At 70.3% G+C, this 18,716-nt stretch carries 18 protein-coding genes; 12 read left to right on the top strand and 6 right to left on the bottom strand.

Features of this window, described 5'->3' with window-relative positions:
* Positions 1 to 32: 32 nt before the first annotated feature.
* The 5 genes from AB0O01_RS22170 to AB0O01_RS22150 all read left to right on the top strand — a co-directional run bounded on the left by AB0O01_RS22170 (position 33) and on the right by AB0O01_RS22150 (position 5,454).
* Positions 33 to 1,742 (top strand): hypothetical protein, encoded by a 1,710-nt coding sequence (locus tag AB0O01_RS22170; protein WP_365315733.1) that lies wholly within the window; start codon positions 33 to 35, stop codon positions 1,740 to 1,742.
* A gap of 314 nt (positions 1,743 to 2,056) precedes the next feature.
* A complete protein-coding gene (locus AB0O01_RS22165; RefSeq protein ID WP_365315731.1) occupies positions 2,057 to 3,754 on the top strand; it encodes a nucleic acid/nucleotide deaminase domain-containing protein in 1,698 nt (565 codons plus the stop codon).
* A 194-nt stretch (positions 3,755 to 3,948) separates the two neighbouring features.
* The gene (locus AB0O01_RS22160; protein ID WP_365315729.1) at positions 3,949 to 4,557 is read left to right on the top strand and encodes an SUKH-4 family immunity protein; all 609 of its coding nucleotides are present in this window, start codon (positions 3,949 to 3,951) and stop codon (positions 4,555 to 4,557) included.
* Positions 4,558 to 4,928: 371 nt separating this feature from the next.
* The gene (locus tag AB0O01_RS22155; RefSeq protein ID WP_214943751.1) at positions 4,929 to 5,198 is read left to right on the top strand and encodes a type II toxin-antitoxin system Phd/YefM family antitoxin; all 270 of its coding nucleotides are present in this window, start codon (positions 4,929 to 4,931) and stop codon (positions 5,196 to 5,198) included.
* Positions 5,191 to 5,454, top strand: a complete 264-nt coding sequence (locus AB0O01_RS22150) for a type II toxin-antitoxin system RelE/ParE family toxin (protein ID WP_099130288.1) — start codon at positions 5,191 to 5,193, stop codon at positions 5,452 to 5,454. The genes AB0O01_RS22155 and AB0O01_RS22150 overlap by 8 nt, the downstream gene beginning before the upstream one ends.
* Before the next feature lie 134 nt (positions 5,455 to 5,588).
* Here AB0O01_RS22150 and ychF read toward each other — a convergent pair whose 3' ends face one another.
* Entirely contained in the window at positions 5,589 to 6,677 is a 1,089-nt protein-coding gene (gene ychF, locus AB0O01_RS22145) for a redox-regulated ATPase YchF (protein WP_365315727.1), read from the bottom strand.
* A gap of 256 nt (positions 6,678 to 6,933) precedes the next feature.
* Here ychF and AB0O01_RS22140 point away from each other — a divergent pair, with 256 nt between their 5' ends.
* Entirely contained in the window at positions 6,934 to 7,578 is a 645-nt protein-coding gene (locus AB0O01_RS22140) for a DUF6542 domain-containing protein (RefSeq protein ID WP_365315725.1), read from the top strand.
* A gap of 34 nt (positions 7,579 to 7,612) precedes the next feature.
* Here AB0O01_RS22140 and ppgK read toward each other — a convergent pair whose 3' ends face one another.
* The gene (gene ppgK / locus AB0O01_RS22135; RefSeq protein WP_365315723.1) at positions 7,613 to 8,359 is read right to left on the bottom strand and encodes a polyphosphate--glucose phosphotransferase; all 747 of its coding nucleotides are present in this window, start codon (positions 8,357 to 8,359) and stop codon (positions 7,613 to 7,615) included.
* Between the two features lie 109 nt (positions 8,360 to 8,468).
* Positions 8,469 to 9,482, bottom strand: coding sequence for a 4-hydroxy-3-methylbut-2-enyl diphosphate reductase (locus tag AB0O01_RS22130; RefSeq protein ID WP_365315722.1), 1,014 nt, complete (start codon positions 9,480 to 9,482; stop codon positions 8,469 to 8,471).
* Positions 9,483 to 9,663: 181 nt separating this feature from the next.
* Here AB0O01_RS22130 and AB0O01_RS22125 point away from each other — a divergent pair, with 181 nt between their 5' ends.
* The 4 genes from AB0O01_RS22125 to AB0O01_RS22110 all read left to right on the top strand — a co-directional run bounded on the left by AB0O01_RS22125 (position 9,664) and on the right by AB0O01_RS22110 (position 13,406).
* The gene (locus tag AB0O01_RS22125; RefSeq protein ID WP_365315720.1) at positions 9,664 to 11,025 is read left to right on the top strand and encodes an APC family permease; all 1,362 of its coding nucleotides are present in this window, start codon (positions 9,664 to 9,666) and stop codon (positions 11,023 to 11,025) included.
* An 81-nt stretch (positions 11,026 to 11,106) separates the two neighbouring features.
* Positions 11,107 to 12,357 (top strand): exodeoxyribonuclease VII large subunit, encoded by a 1,251-nt coding sequence (gene xseA, locus AB0O01_RS22120; RefSeq protein ID WP_365315718.1) that lies wholly within the window; start codon positions 11,107 to 11,109, stop codon positions 12,355 to 12,357.
* A gap of 10 nt (positions 12,358 to 12,367) precedes the next feature.
* Positions 12,368 to 12,664 carry an exodeoxyribonuclease VII small subunit gene (locus AB0O01_RS22115; protein ID WP_365315716.1) on the top strand — a complete coding sequence of 99 codons (297 nt, stop codon included), beginning with the start codon at positions 12,368 to 12,370 and terminating at the stop codon, positions 12,662 to 12,664.
* Between the two features lie 151 nt (positions 12,665 to 12,815).
* A complete protein-coding gene (locus AB0O01_RS22110) occupies positions 12,816 to 13,406 on the top strand; it encodes a malonic semialdehyde reductase (protein ID WP_365315715.1) in 591 nt (196 codons plus the stop codon).
* Between the two features lie 94 nt (positions 13,407 to 13,500).
* On the opposite strand, the gene AB0O01_RS22105 is transcribed toward AB0O01_RS22110, so the two are convergent.
* A complete protein-coding gene (locus AB0O01_RS22105) occupies positions 13,501 to 14,034 on the bottom strand; it encodes a DUF4245 domain-containing protein (RefSeq protein WP_365315714.1) in 534 nt (177 codons plus the stop codon).
* A gap of 154 nt (positions 14,035 to 14,188) precedes the next feature.
* Here AB0O01_RS22105 and glpX point away from each other — a divergent pair, with 154 nt between their 5' ends.
* A complete protein-coding gene (glpX, locus tag AB0O01_RS22100; protein ID WP_355748072.1) occupies positions 14,189 to 15,223 on the top strand; it encodes a class II fructose-bisphosphatase in 1,035 nt (344 codons plus the stop codon).
* Between the two features lie 107 nt (positions 15,224 to 15,330).
* On the opposite strand, the gene AB0O01_RS22095 is transcribed toward glpX, so the two are convergent.
* Both AB0O01_RS22095 and AB0O01_RS22090 read right to left on the bottom strand, forming a co-directional pair.
* The gene (locus AB0O01_RS22095) at positions 15,331 to 15,708 is read right to left on the bottom strand and encodes a WhiB family transcriptional regulator (protein WP_365315712.1); all 378 of its coding nucleotides are present in this window, start codon (positions 15,706 to 15,708) and stop codon (positions 15,331 to 15,333) included.
* A gap of 225 nt (positions 15,709 to 15,933) precedes the next feature.
* On the bottom strand, positions 15,934 to 16,665 hold the full coding sequence (locus AB0O01_RS22090; RefSeq protein WP_365315710.1) for a DUF1707 domain-containing protein: 732 nt from the start codon (positions 16,663 to 16,665) through the stop codon (positions 15,934 to 15,936).
* A gap of 175 nt (positions 16,666 to 16,840) precedes the next feature.
* On the opposite strand from AB0O01_RS22090, the gene AB0O01_RS22085 reads away from it, so the two are divergent.
* Positions 16,841 to 18,517 carry a fumarate hydratase gene (locus AB0O01_RS22085; protein ID WP_365315708.1) on the top strand — a complete coding sequence of 559 codons (1,677 nt, stop codon included), beginning with the start codon at positions 16,841 to 16,843 and terminating at the stop codon, positions 18,515 to 18,517.
* The last annotated feature ends 199 nt before the right edge of the window (positions 18,518 to 18,716 follow it).

Here is an 18,716-nt window from a genome sequence, read left to right as displayed (position 1 = left end):
CGCCCGGTCGCCGCAGGGAGGAGGACGGGCGGGTGACGGCCGACGAACCCGCGCGCTGGTCCCGGCCCGCTTCCGGGCGGGAACCCGCCGCTGCCGCCCTGCTCTCCTGGCTCGCCGACCCCCGCGCTCCACGCCTCGCCGTCGTCACCGGCGCCGAGGACAGCGGCTCGGCGGGGCTCCTCGCCTGGCTGATCGGGAACGGCACCCGGCCCGGGACCGTCGGTGAACGCCGCGTCCACGGCTTCGTACCGCTGCCCGGCCAGACCGCGACCACGGCCGTCTGGATGCTCGGCGAGCAGTTGTCCATCGCCGCCCGCTCCCCGGGCGACCTGCTGGCCGCCCTCGCCGCCGACGCGCGCCGCACCGTCGTCGCGCTGCCCGGACTGGACGCCGCCGAGCAGCCCGGCGCCCTCGTCGACCTGATCCTGGGACTGGCCGCGTTGGACCACGTCCGGGTTCTCGTGGAGGTCCGCTCCGGGACGCGCTGGGAGCGGGCACTCACCGCCGGACCGTGCGCCCGTATGGACCTGGACGAGCCCCGGTGGACCGACGGGACGCGTCGCGCGGCCTGGGACGCGGCCCACCCCTCCGCACCGACCGGGGCCACGGAGCGGGGCCCCGAGCCGACGGAACCGTTAGATCTGGACGATCCCGCCTCGGTCTGCGCCGCCGACCCCTGGAGCGTGACCACCGCGTACGAGCGTTCCGGGCGGAGCCACGGCGGACTGCGCGCCGCGTGGCTGCGGGCCGGTGCCTCCCTGACCCGCGAGCAGCCGACCGCCGAACGCGCCGTGGTCCTGCTGGCCGCCCTCGGTGACGCCGGTGATCCGCGCCTGCCCACCGCCCTGCGCGCCGCCGCCGACGATGCCTCGTGGACCGTCGTCTGGCACCGGGTGCGCGGCGATGTCACCCCGCCGTGGCCCGGCCCGGTCCGTTCCCTGACGGCCGGTGGCGGCCCCCTGGCCGGTCAGCTCGTCGTCGCCGACCACCAGGGCACCGTGCGGGTCCTCGACGCGGAGAGCGCCCGCCCCACCGGACGCCTCCCGCACACCACACCCGGTGTCCGCTGCACCGCCGACCACGGCGACGGCACCGTCAGCGTCCTGGACGAGCACGGCCTGGTGCACACCCGGTACGCCCTCGACTCCGCGAGGCCCAAGGGGCTCGCCGCCCTGCTGGGCGACGGCCCCTCCGCACCCGAACGCCTTCTCGCCTCCGTCCGGGAGTACACGCGGCACCGCGAGGCGACGGTCACCGCTCTGACCCGCGCGGGAGACCGGGTCGTCGTCGGTGACGCCGGCGGAACGGTCCATGTGGTGGGTGTCGGCGCCGAGCCGCGTACCGCACCGCTGCACCGGGGGCGCGTCACTTCGGTTGCCGGGACCGTCCTGCCCGTCGCGGCCGGGACCACCATCCCCCTGCTGTACTCGGGCGGCGCCGACGGCACCGTGCGGGCGTGGGCCCCGCACACCGATCCCCTGCCCGATCCGGTGGCCGCCCGCGCCTGCGCGGTCAACGCGGTGGCGGTGACGACGACGGCCGACGGCGTGATCGCCTTCGCCATCGCCTGGGCCGACGGCCTCGTCGAACATCGCGCTCTGGACGACGACCGGCTGCACACCTTCCACCCCGGCAGCCAGGTCCACGCTCTTGCCTTCACGGCAGAGGGGGACCTGGTGGTGGGGACGGACGAGACCCTCGTGCGGCTGCGCCTACGAACGCGGGAGCGGCGACTGCGGTGACGGCGGCGACTGCGGCGACTGCGCGGTGAACGGTGGCGACCGGGGTGCGCACCCCGACCGCCGACGGAATCGCGCCGGCCGCCGGTCCGCGCTGCCGTGAGGACGGGCGGCCCCCAGCGAAGGCCCGGCCGGTCAGTCCTTCACACTCGTCGCCGTCCGTGCCCTGCCCATGTCCGAGCCTCCGTCAACTCCCTTGCTGTCACCGTCGGATGAGATGCCTGTCACAGAGCGGCGACACGGCCGAATTGTCTCTGTGCACCTGACAATTCGGCCCGTTAGCTGGTGGCTGCGGTTTGTCGGGGGACGGAGCGGCCATGGGTCTGGTACTGCCGAGCATCGTCGACGAGGCACTCGATCTCATCGGGGTCAGATGGCCCAATGTCGACGAGGACGACTACTTCGAGATGGCGACGTCCCTGCGGGACTTCGCCGAGCAGTTCGAGGGCCACGGCGGCGACGCGCACACGGCCATGACCCGTGTCCTCACCTCCTCCGAGGGCTGGGCCGTCGAGTCCATGCGGAAGCACTGGACCCATGTGAAGGCCGGTCATCTGGACAAACTCCCCGAGGTGGCCCGCCTGTTCGCGGACGCCTGCGACGGCGTCGGTCAGGTCATCCGGGGCATGAAGGTCAAGGCGGGCATCGAACTCGGCGTACTGGCCGCGACCATCGTCGCCGAACTCGCCGCCGCCCCCCTGACCCTGGGCATCACGGCCGCCGTCGCCGCCGGTGAGATCGCGCTGATGCGAACCATCGCGAAACGGCTCATCGACGAGGCGGTCGACCAGATCGTCGACGAGCTGATCACCCGGCTCACCGAGCCCGTCACCGGCAGACTCCAGCAACTCCTCACGGACACCGTGCTCGACCTCGCCGAAGGCGCCTTCCATCCCGGTGACAACCCCGGCGCGATGCAACTGGCCTCCGCCGGTGGCGATGGGGGATCCGACACACCGGGCGGGGCCAAGAAGACGGCCATCGACCACGGCGAGTTCGAGGACGGCGCGGGCAAGATCTCCCTCCACGGCAGCGACATGGGGGGCAAGACACACCTCCATCTCGGCAAGTCGAAGACCGCGTTCGGCAAGACCAAGGGCAAGGACTCCTTCAGCCAAGCCTTCGACGGCATTCTCGAAGAAGCCGTCGAGGGACTGGAGAAGGCCGCGAAGAAGGCGACCGACCATGTCACCGACACCATCCCGGGCCAGGTGAAGGCCGCTTCCAAGCATCTCAAGCAGAAGGACCACGACATCGGCGACGAGGCCGGCAAGGTCCAGGTCAAGAAGGTGGAGCAGACAGGCGAGGGCGACACGCCCATGTACCTGCTCAGCGATGACGGAACGATCCGTCAGCTTCACCACGACGGGACCACCACCCCCGTCCGCCCCAACGACACCTCCGGAGTGAACGACGCACTCGGCGAAAGGGCCTGGTACCCGTGGAACAACCCCGGAGAGAAGCAGCGCAAGGGCAAGCCCGGCACGGGCGACACGGTCGACTCCACCAAGGTCGCGCCCGGCTCCACCGACCTGGCCCGCGCCACCCAGCTCGGCCGCTTCGCCAATCGCACGGAACGCCCCGACTCCTACATCCCGGGCGGAAACTACGCCTCAGCGCTGTACGACGACGGCCAGGGGAATCGATTCATCCTGGTCGGGGCCAGCGGCGAGTCCCACTCCGAACGCTCCATCGGACACCCGCTGATCAAGAACGGCCAGGAGGACAGGGTCAGTGAGTTGTACACCGAACGGGAGCCCTGCCAGAAGAATCCCAAATGCGACAAATACCTCGCGAGAGAATTCCCCGACAATCTTGAGGTCACTCACAGTGCAATGTACAACCAGTCCGAGAAGGGGGCGGACGGCGAGGAACTCAGCAAGCACAGAAGGGACCGGGAACACCGCGCCTACGTCAATTGGCTGCATGAGCAGTGGGACCAACACGGTGTCACGGGGGGACGCACTGATACGGTGATGAACCTCTCCCCCCAGGAGAACAGATTCGTTCCGTAAGAAGGCGGACGGGACGAGAGCGGGCGGGACGAAATGAGCAAAAGAGAAGCAGAACGGAATCGCAGAATAGACTAGAATCGGATTCACCAAAAGCACCACAATCGATCCCCGATACCGTAACAGCACCCCTTCCCCTCCACTGATCCAAGCCACGGCGCCCTACCGCCACCGCAGCCGAATTCGGAGTTCCGGCAGTGCTTTTCGACATCATCCGCAGCGAACTCGTCGGCCTCTTCGGCGAGGAACGACTCGCGTCCCTGCCCGCCGCCGCCTTCCCGCCCGCCGCCGCGGACACCGAGGGCGCCCGCCTCCTCCGGACCGTCGGCGTCCCCACCGGGACACTCCGGTTGCGCGAGCCCGACGAGGACTCCGGCCGACTGCCCCTCGTACAGGACGTCCTCGACATCGAGGACTTCGAGAACGCCTCGCCAGACATGACCGGCTGGCCCGTCATCGGCTGGCTGCTCAACGCCCACCTCGCCCTGGACCCCGATTCCGGCACGGTGTACGCCTTCGACTCCGACGAGGAGACCGTGGGCGGACTCCACACGGACGTCTCTTCCCTGATCCAGGTCACCGTCAGGTTCCAGCGACTGCTGGAGGAGTTCACCTTCGGCGACGACGAGGAGGCGGGCTTCGAGCGACTGGAACGCGAGGTCGAGCGCATCGGCGAGGAGACGTCGGGCATCGACCCCCTCCCCTTCCAGGACGACGAGACCGCCTGGTCGGTGATCGGCGAAGAGATCGCGGCGGGCCAGCGGTTCAAGGGCGACAGCCCGGGGGGCCTGGCGCTGTACGGGTGAGGGCCACCCGAGGGAAGGCCGCATACGGCCGTACGGACCCTCACACCCTCAACTGCCAGATGACCGCCGTCAGTCCATCCAGCCCAGCCGACACCGGCCGTGCACACACCAGCGGGGCCCACCCAAATCGAGCAGACCCCACCTGACCGGCGAACCCTCCTGGTCCGCCACACCCACACCAACGCGTGGCCTACACGTTGAAGCGGAACTTTCAGCGCGGAGCTATGAACTGCGGAAACGCGGTTCTGGAAGCAGCGATCCAGCACCAATCCAGCACCGTGCGGGTTCGCCCAGCACGCACGTCCGCGGCGAGGGCAGGTCACCCGTCGGCGACGTTGTGTACACCTGGAACACTCGGTACGCTTGAGCGCATGACGCAGCCGCTACCCATAGAGTCCATTCGCGACGTGCGCGCACATCTGGCCGAGGTCGTGGAGCGCGCGGACCGCGACGACGTACCCACGGTGATCACGCGCCGGGGCAAGGAAGTCGCCGCTGTGGTGTCCATCGAGGTGCTGCGCAAGTACCAGGAGTGGGAAGAGCGCGAGATCAACCGGATCATCGACGAGCGCATGGCCAACCCGGCAACCGGCATCCCGATCGAGGACATCATGAGGGAGACGCTGGCGCGCGGTGAGTGAGTACCGAACCGTCTTCCGCCCCGAGGCGCAGGCCGAGCTTCGGAAGATCCCCCGCGACATGGCGCTGCGCATCCTGGCCAAGCTGACCGAGCTGGAGACCGACCCTCTCGGTTTCAACACCACTGCGCTCGTGTCACAGCCAGAACGCCGTCGCCTGCGAGTGGGCGACTACCGCGTCGTCTACACGATCGACAACGGCGAGCTGGTGATCTGGGTCGTTCACGTGGGACACCGGTCCACCGTTTACGAGACCTGATCACTCACTGACTCCACGTCAGAATATCCAGCACCCATCCAGCACGGTGACGACGAAGGGGTCGGACTCGACAGAGTCCGACCCCTTCCGAGCTGCGCACTCGACCAGTCACGTCACGTGTGGTAGCTGCACGACTACACGTTGAAACGAAACTCCACCACATCCCCATCCCGCATCACATACTCCTTGCCCTCCATCCGAGCCTTCCCCTTGGCCCGGGCCTCCGCCACCGAGCCCGTCTCCACCAGGTCGGCGAAGGAGATGACCTCCGCCTTGATGAAGCCCTTCTGGAAGTCGGTGTGGATGACGCCGGCCGCTTCCGGGGCCGTCGCGCCCTTCTTGATGGTCCAGGCGCGGGATTCCTTGGGGCCTGCGGTGAGGTAAGTCTGGAGGCCGAGGGTGTTGAAGCCGACGCGGGCGAGGGTGGCGAGGCCCGGTTCCTCGGCGCCGACGGACTCCAGGAGTTCCATGGCGTCGGCCTCGTCGAGTTCCGCGAGGTCCGCCTCCAGCTTGGCGTTCAAGAAGATCGCCTCGGCGGGGGCGACCAGGGCGCTCTGGGCGGCCTTGAAGGAGTCGTCGACCAGTTCGTCCTCGTCGACGTTGAAGACGTAGAGGAAGGGCTTGGTGGTGAGGAGGTGCAGGTCGTGCAGGGGGGACGCCTTCTCGCTGCCCTGGACGATGCCGTGCGCGAAGAGCGTGTCGCCGCGCTCCAGGATCTCCTTGGCCTCCTCCACCGCCGCCACCTTGGGCGCCAGGTCCTTCTTGATCCGCGAGTCCTTCTGGAGGCGCGGCAGGACCTTCTCGATCGTCTGGAGGTCGGCCAGGATCAGCTCGGTGTTGATCGTCTCGATGTCGTCCTTGGGCGAGACCTTGCCGTCGACATGGACCACGTTCTCGTCCTTGAAGGCCCGGATGACCTGGCAGATCGCGTCCGACTCACGGATGTTCGCCAGGAACTTGTTGCCCAGGCCCTCCCCCTCCGACGCGCCGCGCACGATGCCCGCGATGTCCACGAAGTCGACCGTCGCCGGGAGGATCCGCTCGGACGTGAAGATCTCCGCCAGCTTCGCCAGCCGGGGGTCGGGGACGCCGACCACACCCACGTTCGGCTCGATCGTGGCGAACGGGTAGTTGGCCGCGAGCACGTCGTTCTTGGTCAGGGCGTTGAACAGGGTCGACTTGCCGACATTCGGCAGACCGACGATTCCGATCGTGAGCGACACGTTGACGTCTTCCCGTGGGTGAGAGGGACTGGAGGGTGAGCCGGGAGGGGCGGTGCGGTGCGATTGCCTCTCACTGAACCGGTCCGGCCCATCCGGCGCATCCGGCCGGTGCGACCCATCCGGCCGGTCCGGCCGATCCACCAGTCTACGGGGTGGCCCCTCCCCCTCCGACGGGACGTTCGAACAGCGGGCCAAGCACTCCTCACCGGCGTGTCTGTCGGCCTATTCGGCACATAAACCGACCTAAGTTGGTCCAGTGGAGCAACGCAGGTCGAGTCAGGGTGGGCAGAGCCGTCGCGGCGGTCCGGTGCGCGGTCCGGTACGGCAGGGGAGTGGGTCTGCGCGGCGCGTGACGCCCGTGCCGCCGCAGGGGCGGGCCGGGGAGCGGTCCAGGGGGGCCGGAGGTGGAGGTGGGGGTGGGCGTGGAGGGGGTGCTGTGCGTCGGGGGGCTGCGCCGTCCGCCGGAGTGTCCGGGCGTCGGCTGCCCGGTCCCCGCCTCACCGGGCTCGGCGGCGGGCTCTTCTGTGTCGGCGTGATGCTGGTCCTCGCCCTGCTCACCGGGCTGCTCCTCGGCGGCTCGGTGACGGTGTACGGGGTGCTGTTCCTGCCGGTGTGCGCGCTCACCGCGCTGTGGGTGCGGCCCGGCGATCTGGTGACCGCGCCCGTCGTCGTACCGATCGCCTTCGCCGTCGGGCTGCTGCCCCTCGCCGAGGGGGGCGGGGTCCTGGAGCGGCTGATGGGGCTGTTCACCGCCCTCGCCACCGAGGCCGGGTGGCTCTACGGCGGCACCCTCGTCGCCGGGTCCATCGCGACCGTACGGAAGGTGCGGGACAGGGCGCGGCGGAGGGTGCCGGGGGTCGGCGGGAGGGGGCGGCGACGGGTCCCGGCGCGGCAGCGCTGAGACCCCGACCCCGTATCAGCGAGACCCGTATCGGCTACTCCGGCTTCGCCGCCCGCATCGCCGCCCCGACGATCCCCGCGTTGTTCTGGAGCTGCGCCGGGACGATCTCCGCCTGGATGCCCTCGATGAAGTGCAGGAACTTGTCGGCCTTGCGGCTCACTCCGCCGCCGATGATGAACAGTTCCGGCGAGAAGAGCATCTCCACGTGCGCGAGGTACTTCTGCACCCGGTGGGCCCAGTGCTCCCAGGTCAGATCGTGGTCCTCCTTGGCCTTGCTGGAGGCGCGCTTCTCGGCGTCGTGGCCGTGCAGCTCCAGATGGCCCAGCTCGGTGTTGGGGACCAGGACGCCGTCCACGAAGACGGCGCTGCCGATGCCGGTGCCGAAGGTCAGCAGGATCACCGTGCCCGCGCGGTCGCGGCCCGCGCCGAAGGCGATCTCGGCGACGCCCGCCGCGTCCGCGTCATTGACGACCGTCACCGGCAGCCCGCCGAGCGCCCCGCTGAACAGGGCCCGCGCGTCCGTGTCGATCCAGCTCTTGTCCACATTGGCCGCCGTACGGACCGTGTGGCCGCCGGTGATGACGCCCGGGAAGGTCAGCCCGACCGGGCCCGTCCAGCCGAAGTGCTCCACGACCTGCCGTACGCCGTCGGCCACGCCGTCCGGTGTCGCCGGGTGCGGGGTGAGCACCTTGAAGCGCTCCTCGGCCAGGTCGCCCCTGTCGAGATCCACAGGGGCGCCCTTGATGCCCGAACCGCCGATGTCCACGCCGAAGATCTGCATGGCTCCACGTTACGACGGACCACTGACGGTCACTTCCCGAACGGGCGCACGCCGGGGGCGTGAATCCGCTCGGCGCACTACTCCGCCGTCCCGGACCCCCCTCCGCGCACTACTCCGCCGTCCCGGACCCCCCGCGCTCCGCCACCAGCGTCGCCGCCTCCTCGCGCAGGTCCCGGCGCAGTTCCTTCGGCAGGGAGAAGGTGATCGACTCCTCGGCGGCCTTCACCAGCTCCACATCCGCGTACCCGCGCTGCGACAGCCACTCCAGGACCTCCTCCACCAGCACCTCCGGCACGGACGCCCCCGAGGTCACGCCGACCGTGGTCACCCCGTCCAGCCAGCCCTCCTCGATCTCGCTCGCGAAGTCGACCAGATAGGAGGCGCGGGCACCGGCCAGCTTGGCGACCTCGACCAGGCGCACGGAGTTGGAGGAGTTGCGGGAGCCGACCACGATCACCAGCTCCGCCTCCTCGCCCATCTGCTTCACGGCGAGCTGGCGGTTCTGCGTGGCGTAGCAGATGTCGTCGCTGGGCGGCGAGATGAGCTGCGGGAACTTCTCCTTCAGCGCGTCGACGGTCTCCATCGTCTCGTCGACGGAGAGGGTGGTCTGGGAGAGCCAGACGACCCGGGACTCGTCCCGGACCTCGACCTTGGCGACATCGGCGGGGCCGTCCACGAGCTGGATGTGGTCGGGGGCCTCGCCGGAGGTGCCGATGACCTCCTCGTGCCCCTCGTGGCCGATGAGGAGGATGTCGTAGTCCTCGTTCGCGAAGCGGACGGCTTCCTTGTGGACCTTGGTGACCAGCGGGCAGGTGGCGTCGATGGTGGCCAGGCGGCCCCGCGCGGCCTCCTCGTGCACGACGGGGGCCACCCCGTGCGCGGAGAACATCACGATGTTCCCCTCGGGGACCTCCTCGGTGCGCTCGACGAAGACGGCGCCCTTCCGCTCCAGGGTCTGCACGACGTACTTGTTGTGCACGATCTCGTGCCGGACATAGATCGGGGCCCCGTACTGCTCCAGGGCCTTCTCGACGGCGATCACCGCGCGGTCCACTCCCGCGCAGTAGCCCCGGGGGGCGGCGAGCAGGACACGGCGGCCAGTCGAAGCAGTCATGCGTCCCATCGTACGGGCGTCATCCGGGCGGGCCCGGCGGGTCTCGGCGGCGCCGGGGAGTGGGCGGCGGAGACTGGGCCGAGCGCCAGCCCGTACGCGGAGTGCCAGCCCGCACGCGGAGCGTCAGCGCGCACGCCGAGCGCCAGCACGTACGCGGAGCGTCAGCCGCGGAGGATCAGCGGAGGATCAGATGTCCGAGTCCGGCACCACCGCTCCCCCGGCCGACGAGCGGCACCGGCTGAAGCGCAGTCTGGGCTTCCGGGACCTGGTCGTCTACGGGCTGCTGTTCATCGCCCCCATGGCCCCGGTCGGGATCTACGGCACCCTGGACGCCCGCTCGCACGGCGCGGTCGCGCTGGTGTACATCGTGGCGACGGTGGCGATGGCCTTCACCGCGTTCAGCTACGCGCAGATGGTGCGGGTGGTGCCGCTGGCGGGCTCGGTGTTCGCGTACGCGCGGGCGGCGCTCGGCAGGGAGGCCGGGTTCATCGCCGGGTGGATGGCGATGCTGGACTACCTGCTCATCCCGGCCGTCGCCTATCTCTTCTCCGGGATCGCCATGGAGGCGCTGGTCCCGGAGGTCTCCCGCTGGGTGTGGACGGCCGTCGCGGTCGTGGTCACCACCCTGCTCAACCTGTGGGGCGTACGGGCCGCCGCGCGGGTGGGCTTCCTGGTGCTGGCGATGGAGATCGTCGTCCTGCTGGTGTTCGTGGTGGCGGCGATCGTGGTGCTGGCGCGGGACGGGGCGGAGCGGGGGTGGCTGTCGCCGCTGACCGGGGACGGCTCCCAGGGGGCGTTCGCGCTGTCGGCGGTCCTGGGGGCGGTGTCGGTGGCGGTGCTGTCGTATCTGGGCTTCGACGCCATCGCGTCGTTCGCGGAGGAGGTGACGGGGGGCTCGGCGAAGGTGGCCCGCGCGGTGCTGTTCTGTCTGGCGCTGGCCGGGTTCCTCTTTGTCGCGCAGACCTATCTGGTGGCCCTGCTGGAGCCGGTGACCAGCGCCGGACTGGCCGCCGACCCGAGCCGGCAGGGGACGGCCTTCTACGACGCCGTGGACACCTCGGTGGGGGGCTGGCTGCACGATCTGGTGGCGGTGAGCAAGGCGATCGGGGCGGCGTTCGCGGCGCTGGCCGGGCAGGCGGCGGCGGGACGGCTGCTGTTCGCGATGGGACGCGACCGGCGCCTGCCCCGGGCCCTGGCCCGCACGGATTCCGGGGTGCCCCGGGTGGCGCTGCTGTGCGCGGCGGTGATCACCCTGGTGGCGGCGGTGTGGGCGGCACGGGCGAGCGACGGCATGGACCATCTCGTCTCGGTTGTCGACATCGGCGCGCTCACCGCCTTCACCCTGCTGCACGCCAGCGTGGTGAGCTGGTTCGCGGTCCGGCGCCGGGGCGGCCCGGTGAGCTGGTGGCGGCATGTGGTGATGCCGGTGACCGGCGCGGCGATCACCATCACGGTGATCGTGACGGCCAGCGGCACGGCCCAGGTGGTGGGTGCGATCTGGCTGGCGGTGGGGGCGGGGGTGCTGGTGGTGCAACGGGGCCGGGCGGACTGAACCCCGGGCGCCCCCGTCCAGTACCGCCCGTCCGTCCAACGCCGCCCACCCGTTGTCACCCCCTCCCACTACCCTCACCGCATGGCAGCAATTTCCTCCGCCGAGACGCCCCTCCCCGTGGGCGAGGTCTCCCGCCTGATCGGCGGCTGGATCGACCGGCTCGGCGCGGTGTGGGTCGAGGGGCAGATCACCCAGCTCTCCCGCCGCCCCGGCGCCGGTGTCGTCTTCCTGACCCTGCGCGACCCCTCGCACGACATCTCCGTCGGCGTCACCTGCTACCGCCAGGTCTTCGACGCGGTGGCCGATGTCGTCACGGAGGGCGCCCGGGTGGTCGTCCTGGCGAAGCCGGAGTGGTACGCCCCGCGGGGGCAGCTCTCGCTGCGGGCCACCGAGATCCGCCCGGTCGGCGTCGGTGAACTCCTCGCCCGGCTCGAACAGCTCAAGAAGCGGCTCGCCGGTGAGGGGCTCTTCGCCGCCGACCGGAAGAAACCGCTCCCCTTCCTCCCCCGGCTCATCGGCCTGGTCTGCGGTCGGGCCTCCGCCGCGGAGCGCGATGTGCTGGAGAACGCCCGGCACCGCTGGCCCGCCGTCCGCTTCGAGGTCCGCAACGTCCCGGTGCAGGGGGTGCACGCGGTCCCCCAGGTCGTCCAGGCCGTCCAGGAGCTGGACGCGCACGAGGACGTGGAGGTGATCGTCGTGGCCCGGGGCGGCGGCAGCGTCGAGGATCTGCTGCCCTTCTCCGACGAGCAGCTCGTGCGCGCGGTGGCCGCCTGCCGCACCCCGGTGGTCTCCGCGATCGGCCACGAGCCCGACACCCCCCTTCTCGACTACGTGGCCGATCTGCGGGCGTCCACCCCGACCGACGCGGCCAAGAAGGTCGTCCCGGACGTGGGCGAGGAGCTGGAGCGGGTGGAGCAGTTGCGCGCCCGCGCCCGGCGCTGTGTGGTCGGGTTCGTCGAGCGCGAGGAGCGGGGGCTGGCGCAGGCCCTGGCCCGGCCGTCGATACAGGACCCGCACCGGATGGTCGACGAGCGCGCCGACCGGCTCGACGCGCTGCTCGCCCGCAGCCGCCGCACCCTCGGCCACCTCCTGGACCGCGCCGACTCCGAGCTGGGCCACACCCGCGCGCGCGTGGTGGCCCTCTCCCCCGCGGCGACCCTGAAACGCGGCTACGCGGTGCTCCAGAGGGCCGACGGCCATGTCGTGCGCGACCCCGGCGAGGTCACCCCCGGCGAGCCGCTGCGGGCCCGCGTCGCCGAGGGCGAGTTCCCGGTACGGGTCGGCACCGATACCGGCACGGACACCGGTACCGATGTCCGAGGCGATGTCTAGGGTGGACGGCATGAGCAGCAAGGTGGACGAGACGCTCGGCTACGAGCAGGCGCGCGACGAACTGATCGAGGTCGTACGACGGCTGGAGGCGGGCGGTACGACGCTGGAGGAGTCGCTCGCGCTGTGGGAGCGCGGCGAGGAGCTGGCGAAGGTGTGCCGCCGCTGGCTGGAGGGCGCCCGCGCCCGGCTGGACGCGGCCCTCACGGAGGGGGACGGGACCGCATCCGCGGGGACCGCACCCGCGGGGACCCCATCCGAAGGCACCGGACCCGCACGGACCGCATCTGCGGGGGACCCGGACGAATAGACACTAGGCGGACCGCGGTCCGTTTCTGTGAAGCGGATCACGTCACCCCGGTTTTGGTTGAAGCTTGAAACTTCTACGGCGTAACGTCTGTCCCGTCAGCCGGTTGTACCCCCGAAGCCAGCCGGACCCGCCGTACAGGAAGTGCCCCTCCATGTCGCTCGCCCTTGACCCCACCGCCCAGGACCTGCTCTTCCGCGAGGCCCGCACCGCGAACTCCTTCACCGACGAGCCCGTCACCGAGGAGCAGGTGCAGGCGATCTACGAGCTGGTCAAGTTCGGCCCGACCTCCATGAACCAGTCCCCGCTGCGGGTCACCCTGGTCCGCTCCCCCGAGGCCCGCGAGCGGCTGGTGCAGCACATGGCCGAGGGCAACCGGGACAAGACCGCCGCCGCCCCGCTGGTCGCGATCCTCTCCGCGGACAACGAGTTCCACGAGGAGCTGCCGCGCCTCTTCCCGCACTTCCCGCAGGCCAAGGACGCCTTCTTCGGCGACCGCGGCGTCCGCGAGAACCAGGCCGCGCTGAACGCGTCCCTCCAGGCCGCGTACTTCATCGTCGGCGTCCGCGCCGCCGGGCTCGCCGCCGGCCCGATGACCGGCTGCGACTTCGAGGGCGTCCGCAAGGAGTTCCTGGACGAGGACCACACCCCGCTGATGGTGGTCAACATCGGCAACCCGGGCCCCGACGCCTGGTTCCCGCGCTCCCCGCGCCTGTCGTACGACGAGGTCGTCACCACGGTCTGAGGCCAGGCCCTCGGCACGCACGCGCGCATGACAATGGCCCCCGGCAGTTGGTCGCCGGGGGCCATCTCCGTACCGTCACCGCCCACCGGCCCGGTCAGTCCAGCTTCAGCGCCTGCGCCATCGTCGCGAGCTGGCCGAAGGAACCCGTGCCGATGACCATCGTGGTGGAGCCGTCCGAGCCGTCCGCCCCGTCCAGGACGAGCGCGCTGTAGCGGCCTCCGGTGTACTGGATCCAGGTGCGGCCCTCGATGTCCTGGGTGACCTCGGTCTCGTCGCCGCCCCGGCTGGTGTCGTCGATGAACCGGGCGCGGGCCTGGGTGGACTGCTCGACCGCCACGTACTCACCGTCGGGGGCGCTGAAGCCGAGGTGCCAGGCCTCGCCGTCCTGCCCCTGGTAGCGGACGGAGGTCGGCTTCCAGGTGTCCGGCAGCCCCTCGGGCGCCGCCACCGGGTAGGACGCCGCGCGCTGGGCCGTCAGCAGCTCCACCCGGTAGTCCACCGGTTTGGTCTCCGGCTCGGTGTCGTCGTGCGGGATGAAGAGATAGATGACGTATGCCGCCAGCACGATCAGGCCCAGGGAGAGAATCATGTCCCGGACCGTCTTCTGCTTGCCGTTCGTACCTGCCACGTCCTTATCGTCGCAGGTGCCCGGTCCGCCCCCGCCCGCACCCCCCACTCCGCTCATCCGAAGGGTGCCCTGCTCATTTTGTCGGCCTGGGGATAGAGTCGACGCCGAAACCCTCATCCGGCCGTCGTCGTATCAGTCAGAAAGGTGCGTTCCGATGACCGAGCAGCATCACATGCCGTCCGAACTCGATGTGCCCTCCGAAGCCCCCGACCGCAACCTCGCCCTCGAACTGGTCCGGGTGACCGAGGCCGCCGCGATGGCCGCCGGCCGCTGGGTCGGGCGCGGCGACAAGAACGGCGCCGACGGTGCCGCGGTGCGCGCCATGCGCTCGCTGGTCTCGACCGTGTCGATGAACGGCGTCGTCGTCATCGGCGAGGGCGAGAAGGACGAGGCGCCGATGCTCTTCAACGGGGAGCGGATCGGCGACGGCACCGGCCCCGAGTGCGATATCGCGGTCGACCCGATCGACGGGACGACGCTGACGGCCAAGGGCATGCCGAACGCGATCGCCGTGCTGGCCGCCGCCGAACGCGGCTCGATGTTCGACCCGTCGGCCGTGTTCTACATGGACAAGCTGGTCACCGGGCCGGAGGCAGCCGAGTTCGTGGACATCGACGCCCCGGTCGCGGTGAACATCAAGCGGATCGCCAAAGCGAAGCGGCGCCAGCCGGGCGATGTCACGGTCGTCATCCTGGACCGGCCGCGCCACCAGGGGCTGATCAAGGAGGTCCGGGATGCGGGTGCGCGCATCAAGCTGATCTCCGACGGCGATGTGGCGGGCTCGATCTACGCGCTGCGCGAGGGCACGGGAGTGGATCTGCTGCTCGGGGTCGGCGGGACGCCGGAGGGGATCATCTCGGCCTGCGCGGTGAAGTGCCTCGGGGGCACCATCCAGGGCAAGTTGTGGCCCAAGGACGACGAGGAGCGGCAGCGGGCGATCGACGCGGGCCACGATCTCGACCGGGTGCTGACCACGGACGATCTGGTCTCTGGGGAGAACGTCTTCTTCGTGGCGACCGGGATCACGGACGGCGAGCTGCTCCAGGGCGTGCGGTACCGGTCGGAGACGGCGACCACCGAGTCGATCGTGATGCGGTCCAAGTCGGGGACCGTACGGAAGATCGACTCCGAGCATCAACTGCGCAAGCTGCGGGCGTACAGCGCGGTCAATTTCGAGCGGGCGCAGTAGAGGCGAGTACGGGGTGGAGTGGGCCGGAGCGGTAGTAGCGCCGGTCCATGGGACTCGGGAGCGTCCCCGGTGCGGTGGGCGCGCTCCCCTCGCTCCCGCCCGGCCCGTCAGCCTGCCTGCGCTATGCGGCCCGTCGTCCGCGCCGTCTTCTTCAGCTCCATCTCGCGGCGCCGCCGCCGGGCCAGGACCACCCGGCGCTCGGCGGCGGTGAGCCCGCCCCAGACGCCGTAGGGCTCCGGCTGGAGCAGGGCGTGTTCCCGGCACTCGACCATGACCGGACAGCGGGCGCAGACCCGCTTGGCGGCCTCCTCGCGGGAGAGCCGGGCGGCGGTGGGTTCCTTGGAGGGGGCGAAGAACAGGCCGGCCTCGTCGCGTCGGCACACCGCTTCGGTGTGCCAGGGGGCGTCTTGGTCCCTGTCCCGCGCTGGCTCCCGCTGGGCCGGCACGGCAGCGACCTGCAAGGACGAATGCGGCGGTTGCAGCACGGTCTACTCCTGACGACGGCTTCGCGAGCGAGAGACGATGCAGCAAGGTCTACCCGCTGTGCGCGCGCCTATGCAGGGAGTTCCCAACCCCGGGGATCCTGGCGGTTCTTGAGCGGTACGCAATCCGGAAGCGTTCGTTTCGGCACGGGAATTCACGACCGTCAATGATCGGGTACGCCATCGCAAACCCCCGACCGGCGCCAGATCACAGGTACTTGTGCCGGATCACAGGTACTTGCGCTGGATCTTCTCCACCTTGCGCTGCACCTTGTCGACGATGTCCGCGACGAACTTGCCGTACTTGGGCCGGGCCTCGACGCTGCCCAGGACCGCCCAGCCGTCCACGAAGACCACCGGGGCCTGCGGTTCGCCGGAGTCCAGGGTGCGCACCTCGAAACTGCCCAGCACACCACCGCCGTTGCCGCGCAGCGACACATTCTCCGGGACCCGGATCTCGACGCTGCCGAAGACCGAGAACGCCTTGATGACGATCTGCTGGTGCTCGAAGAGGGCCTCGCTGAGGTCGATCTCCACACTGCCGAAGACCGCGTAGGCGTGGACCCGGCGGCCGACGCGCCAGCGGCCCTTGCGGACCGCGCTGCTGAACACCGCCACGACGTTCTCGTCGGCCTCCTCCGGGATCGCGCCGGCGGTCGGGCGGGCCGGGGCGGGCCGGTAGGCGCTCGCGGCGGGGTCACGGTGGGCGCCGGGCAGATCGCGGACCAGCGGCTCCAGCTCGCCGACCGTCTTGGCCCGGTAGACGCCGTCGATGCGCTCGGCGTGCTCCTCGGCGGTCAGCCGGCCCTCGGCCATGGCCTCGCGCAGGATGTCCGCGATCCGGTCGCGCTCGGCGTCGGAGGCGCGCAGCTCGGCGGCCGGGGCGGCGGCGGGAGCGGACGGCGCGGAGGGCGCGGGGGACGGGCCGGGACGGGGGCTGGGCTGCTTCTCAAGGTCCACGACAGCAGCGTACCCAAACACGATAGATCGCGACACCCCGCCCGCGCGGCGATTACGCCCCCGCCCCATCGGCTGAGGCCAACCTCACCGACACGCTGTCGGTGGCACGTCCTACGCTGGAGGACGCTGCCAATGGACGTCAGCCGCTGCCTGCTTAAGTGAGGAATGGGCCGAAATGCCTGAGTTCGCGTACACCGATCTGCTCCCCATGGGAGAGGACACCACCCCGTACCGGCTGGTGACCGCCGAGGGTGTCTCCACCTTCGAGGCCGACGGGCGCACGTTCCTCAGGGTCGAGCCGGAGGCGCTGCGCACGCTCGCCGCCGAGGCCATCCATGACATCCAGCACTATCTGCGCCCTGCCCACCTCGCGCAGCTCCGCCGGATCATCGACGATCCGCAGGCGTCCGCGAACGACAAGTTCGTCGCCCTGGACCTGCTGAAGAACGCGAACATCGCGGCGGCGGGGGTCCTGCCCATGTGCCAGGACACGGGCACGGCGATCGTGATGGGCAAGCGCGGGCAGCAGGTGCTGACGGAGGGCGGCGACGAGGAGGCCCTGTCCCGGGGCATCCACGACGCCTACACCCGGCTCAACCTCCGCTACTCCCAGCTCGCCCCGCTGACCATGTGGGAGGAGAAGAACACCGGCTCCAACCTCCCGGCCCAGATCGAGCTGTACGCCACCGACGGCGGCGCGTACAAGTTCCTGTTCATGGCCAAGGGCGGCGGCAGCGCCAACAAGTCGTTCCTCTACCAGGAGACCAAGGCCGTCCTGAACGAGGCGTCCCTGATGCGGTTCCTGGAGGAGAAGATCCGCTCCCTGGGTACGGCGGCCTGCCCCCCGTACCACCTGGCGATCGTCGTCGGCGGCACCTCGGCCGAGTACGCGCTGAAGACCGCGAAGTACGCCTCCGCGCACTATCTGGACGAGATCCCGGCCGAGGGTTCGCCGCTCGGGCACGGCTTCCGGGACAAGGAGCTGGAGGAGAAGGTCTTCGAGCTGACCCAGCGGATCGGCATCGGGGCGCAGTTCGGCGGCAAGTACTTCTGCCACGACGTACGGGTCGTGCGGCTGCCGCGCCACAGCGCGTCCTGCCCGGTCGCCATCGCCGTGTCCTGCTCGGCGGACCGGCAGGCGGTCGCGAAGATCACGGCGGAGGGCGTCTTCCTGGAGCAGTTGGAGACGGACCCGGCGCGGTTCCTGCCGGAGACGACGGACGAGCACCTTGAGGACGCGGCGGAGGCGGCGGACGTGATCCGGGTCGATCTGCGCCGCCCGATGGACGACATCCTCGCCGAGCTGACGAAGTACCCGGTCAAGACCCGCCTCTCCCTCACCGGCCCCCTGGTGGTGGCCCGGGACATCGCCCACGCCAAGATCAAGGAGCGACTGGACGCGGGCGAGGAGATGCCGCAGTACCTGAAGGACCACCCGGTGTACTACGCGGGCCCCGCGAAGACCCCGGAGGGCTATGCCTCCGGCTCCTTCGGCCCCACCACCGCCGGGCGGATGGACTCCTATGTGGAGCAGTTCCAAGCGGCCGGCGGCTCCAAGGTGATGCTGGCCAAGGGCAACCGCAGCAAGCAGGTCACCGACGCGTGCGACGCGCACGGCGGCTTCTACCTCGGCTCCATCGGCGGCCCGGCCGCCCGCCTCGCCCAGGACTGCATCAAGAAGATCGAGGTCGTGGAGTACGAGGAACTCGGCATGGAGGCGGTCTGGAAGATCGAGGTCGAGGACTTCCCGGCGTTCATCGTGGTGGACGACAAGGGCAACGACTTCTTCCAGGACCCGGCCCCCGCACCGACGTTCACCTCGATCCCGGTACGGGGGCCGGGGCAGGGCTGACGGAACACCGATGTGCACGGGAGGAGCCTCCGGCCGCGGGCCGGGGGCTCTTTTCCGTTCCCTGGGACTTTCATGGAGTCCGTTCCCTGGGACTTTCGTGGAGCTTTCCTGGAATTCCCCTGAGGATTTCCCAAGAATCCCCCAAGGCTCTCCGAGAAAAGACCGGAACGCGTCTGTCGATCACCTGTCGAAATTCGCC

It is taken from the genome of Streptomyces sp. NPDC093252 (assembly GCF_040683675.1).
In the GTDB taxonomy this organism is placed as follows: domain Bacteria; phylum Actinomycetota; class Actinomycetes; order Streptomycetales; family Streptomycetaceae; genus Streptomyces.
Note: the sequence above shows the minus strand (reverse complement) of the source record. Positions and strands in the feature narration are given on the sequence as shown.

Excerpts from the sequence above, each read along its gene's own strand:
- AB0O01_RS22165 (WP_365315731.1), top strand. The coding sequence starts at position 2,057 with ATGGGTCTGGTACTGCCGAGCATCGTCGACGAGGCACTCGATCTCATC.
- AB0O01_RS22125 (WP_365315720.1), top strand. The coding sequence starts at position 9,664 with ATGTCCGAGTCCGGCACCACCGCTCCCCCGGCCGACGAGCGGCACCGG.
- AB0O01_RS22155 (WP_214943751.1), top strand. The coding sequence starts at position 4,929 with ATGACGCAGCCGCTACCCATAGAGTCCATTCGCGACGTGCGCGCACAT.
- xseA (WP_365315718.1), top strand. The coding sequence starts at position 11,107 with ATGGCAGCAATTTCCTCCGCCGAGACGCCCCTCCCCGTGGGCGAGGTC.
- AB0O01_RS22085 (WP_365315708.1), top strand. The coding sequence starts at position 16,841 with ATGCCTGAGTTCGCGTACACCGATCTGCTCCCCATGGGAGAGGACACC.
- AB0O01_RS22130 (WP_365315722.1), bottom strand. The coding sequence starts at position 9,482 with ATGGGACGCATGACTGCTTCGACTGGCCGCCGTGTCCTGCTCGCCGCC.
- AB0O01_RS22110 (WP_365315715.1), top strand. The coding sequence starts at position 12,816 with ATGTCGCTCGCCCTTGACCCCACCGCCCAGGACCTGCTCTTCCGCGAG.
- glpX (WP_355748072.1), top strand. The coding sequence starts at position 14,189 with ATGACCGAGCAGCATCACATGCCGTCCGAACTCGATGTGCCCTCCGAA.
- AB0O01_RS22115 (WP_365315716.1), top strand. The coding sequence starts at position 12,368 with ATGAGCAGCAAGGTGGACGAGACGCTCGGCTACGAGCAGGCGCGCGAC.
- ppgK (WP_365315723.1), bottom strand. The coding sequence starts at position 8,359 with ATGCAGATCTTCGGCGTGGACATCGGCGGTTCGGGCATCAAGGGCGCC.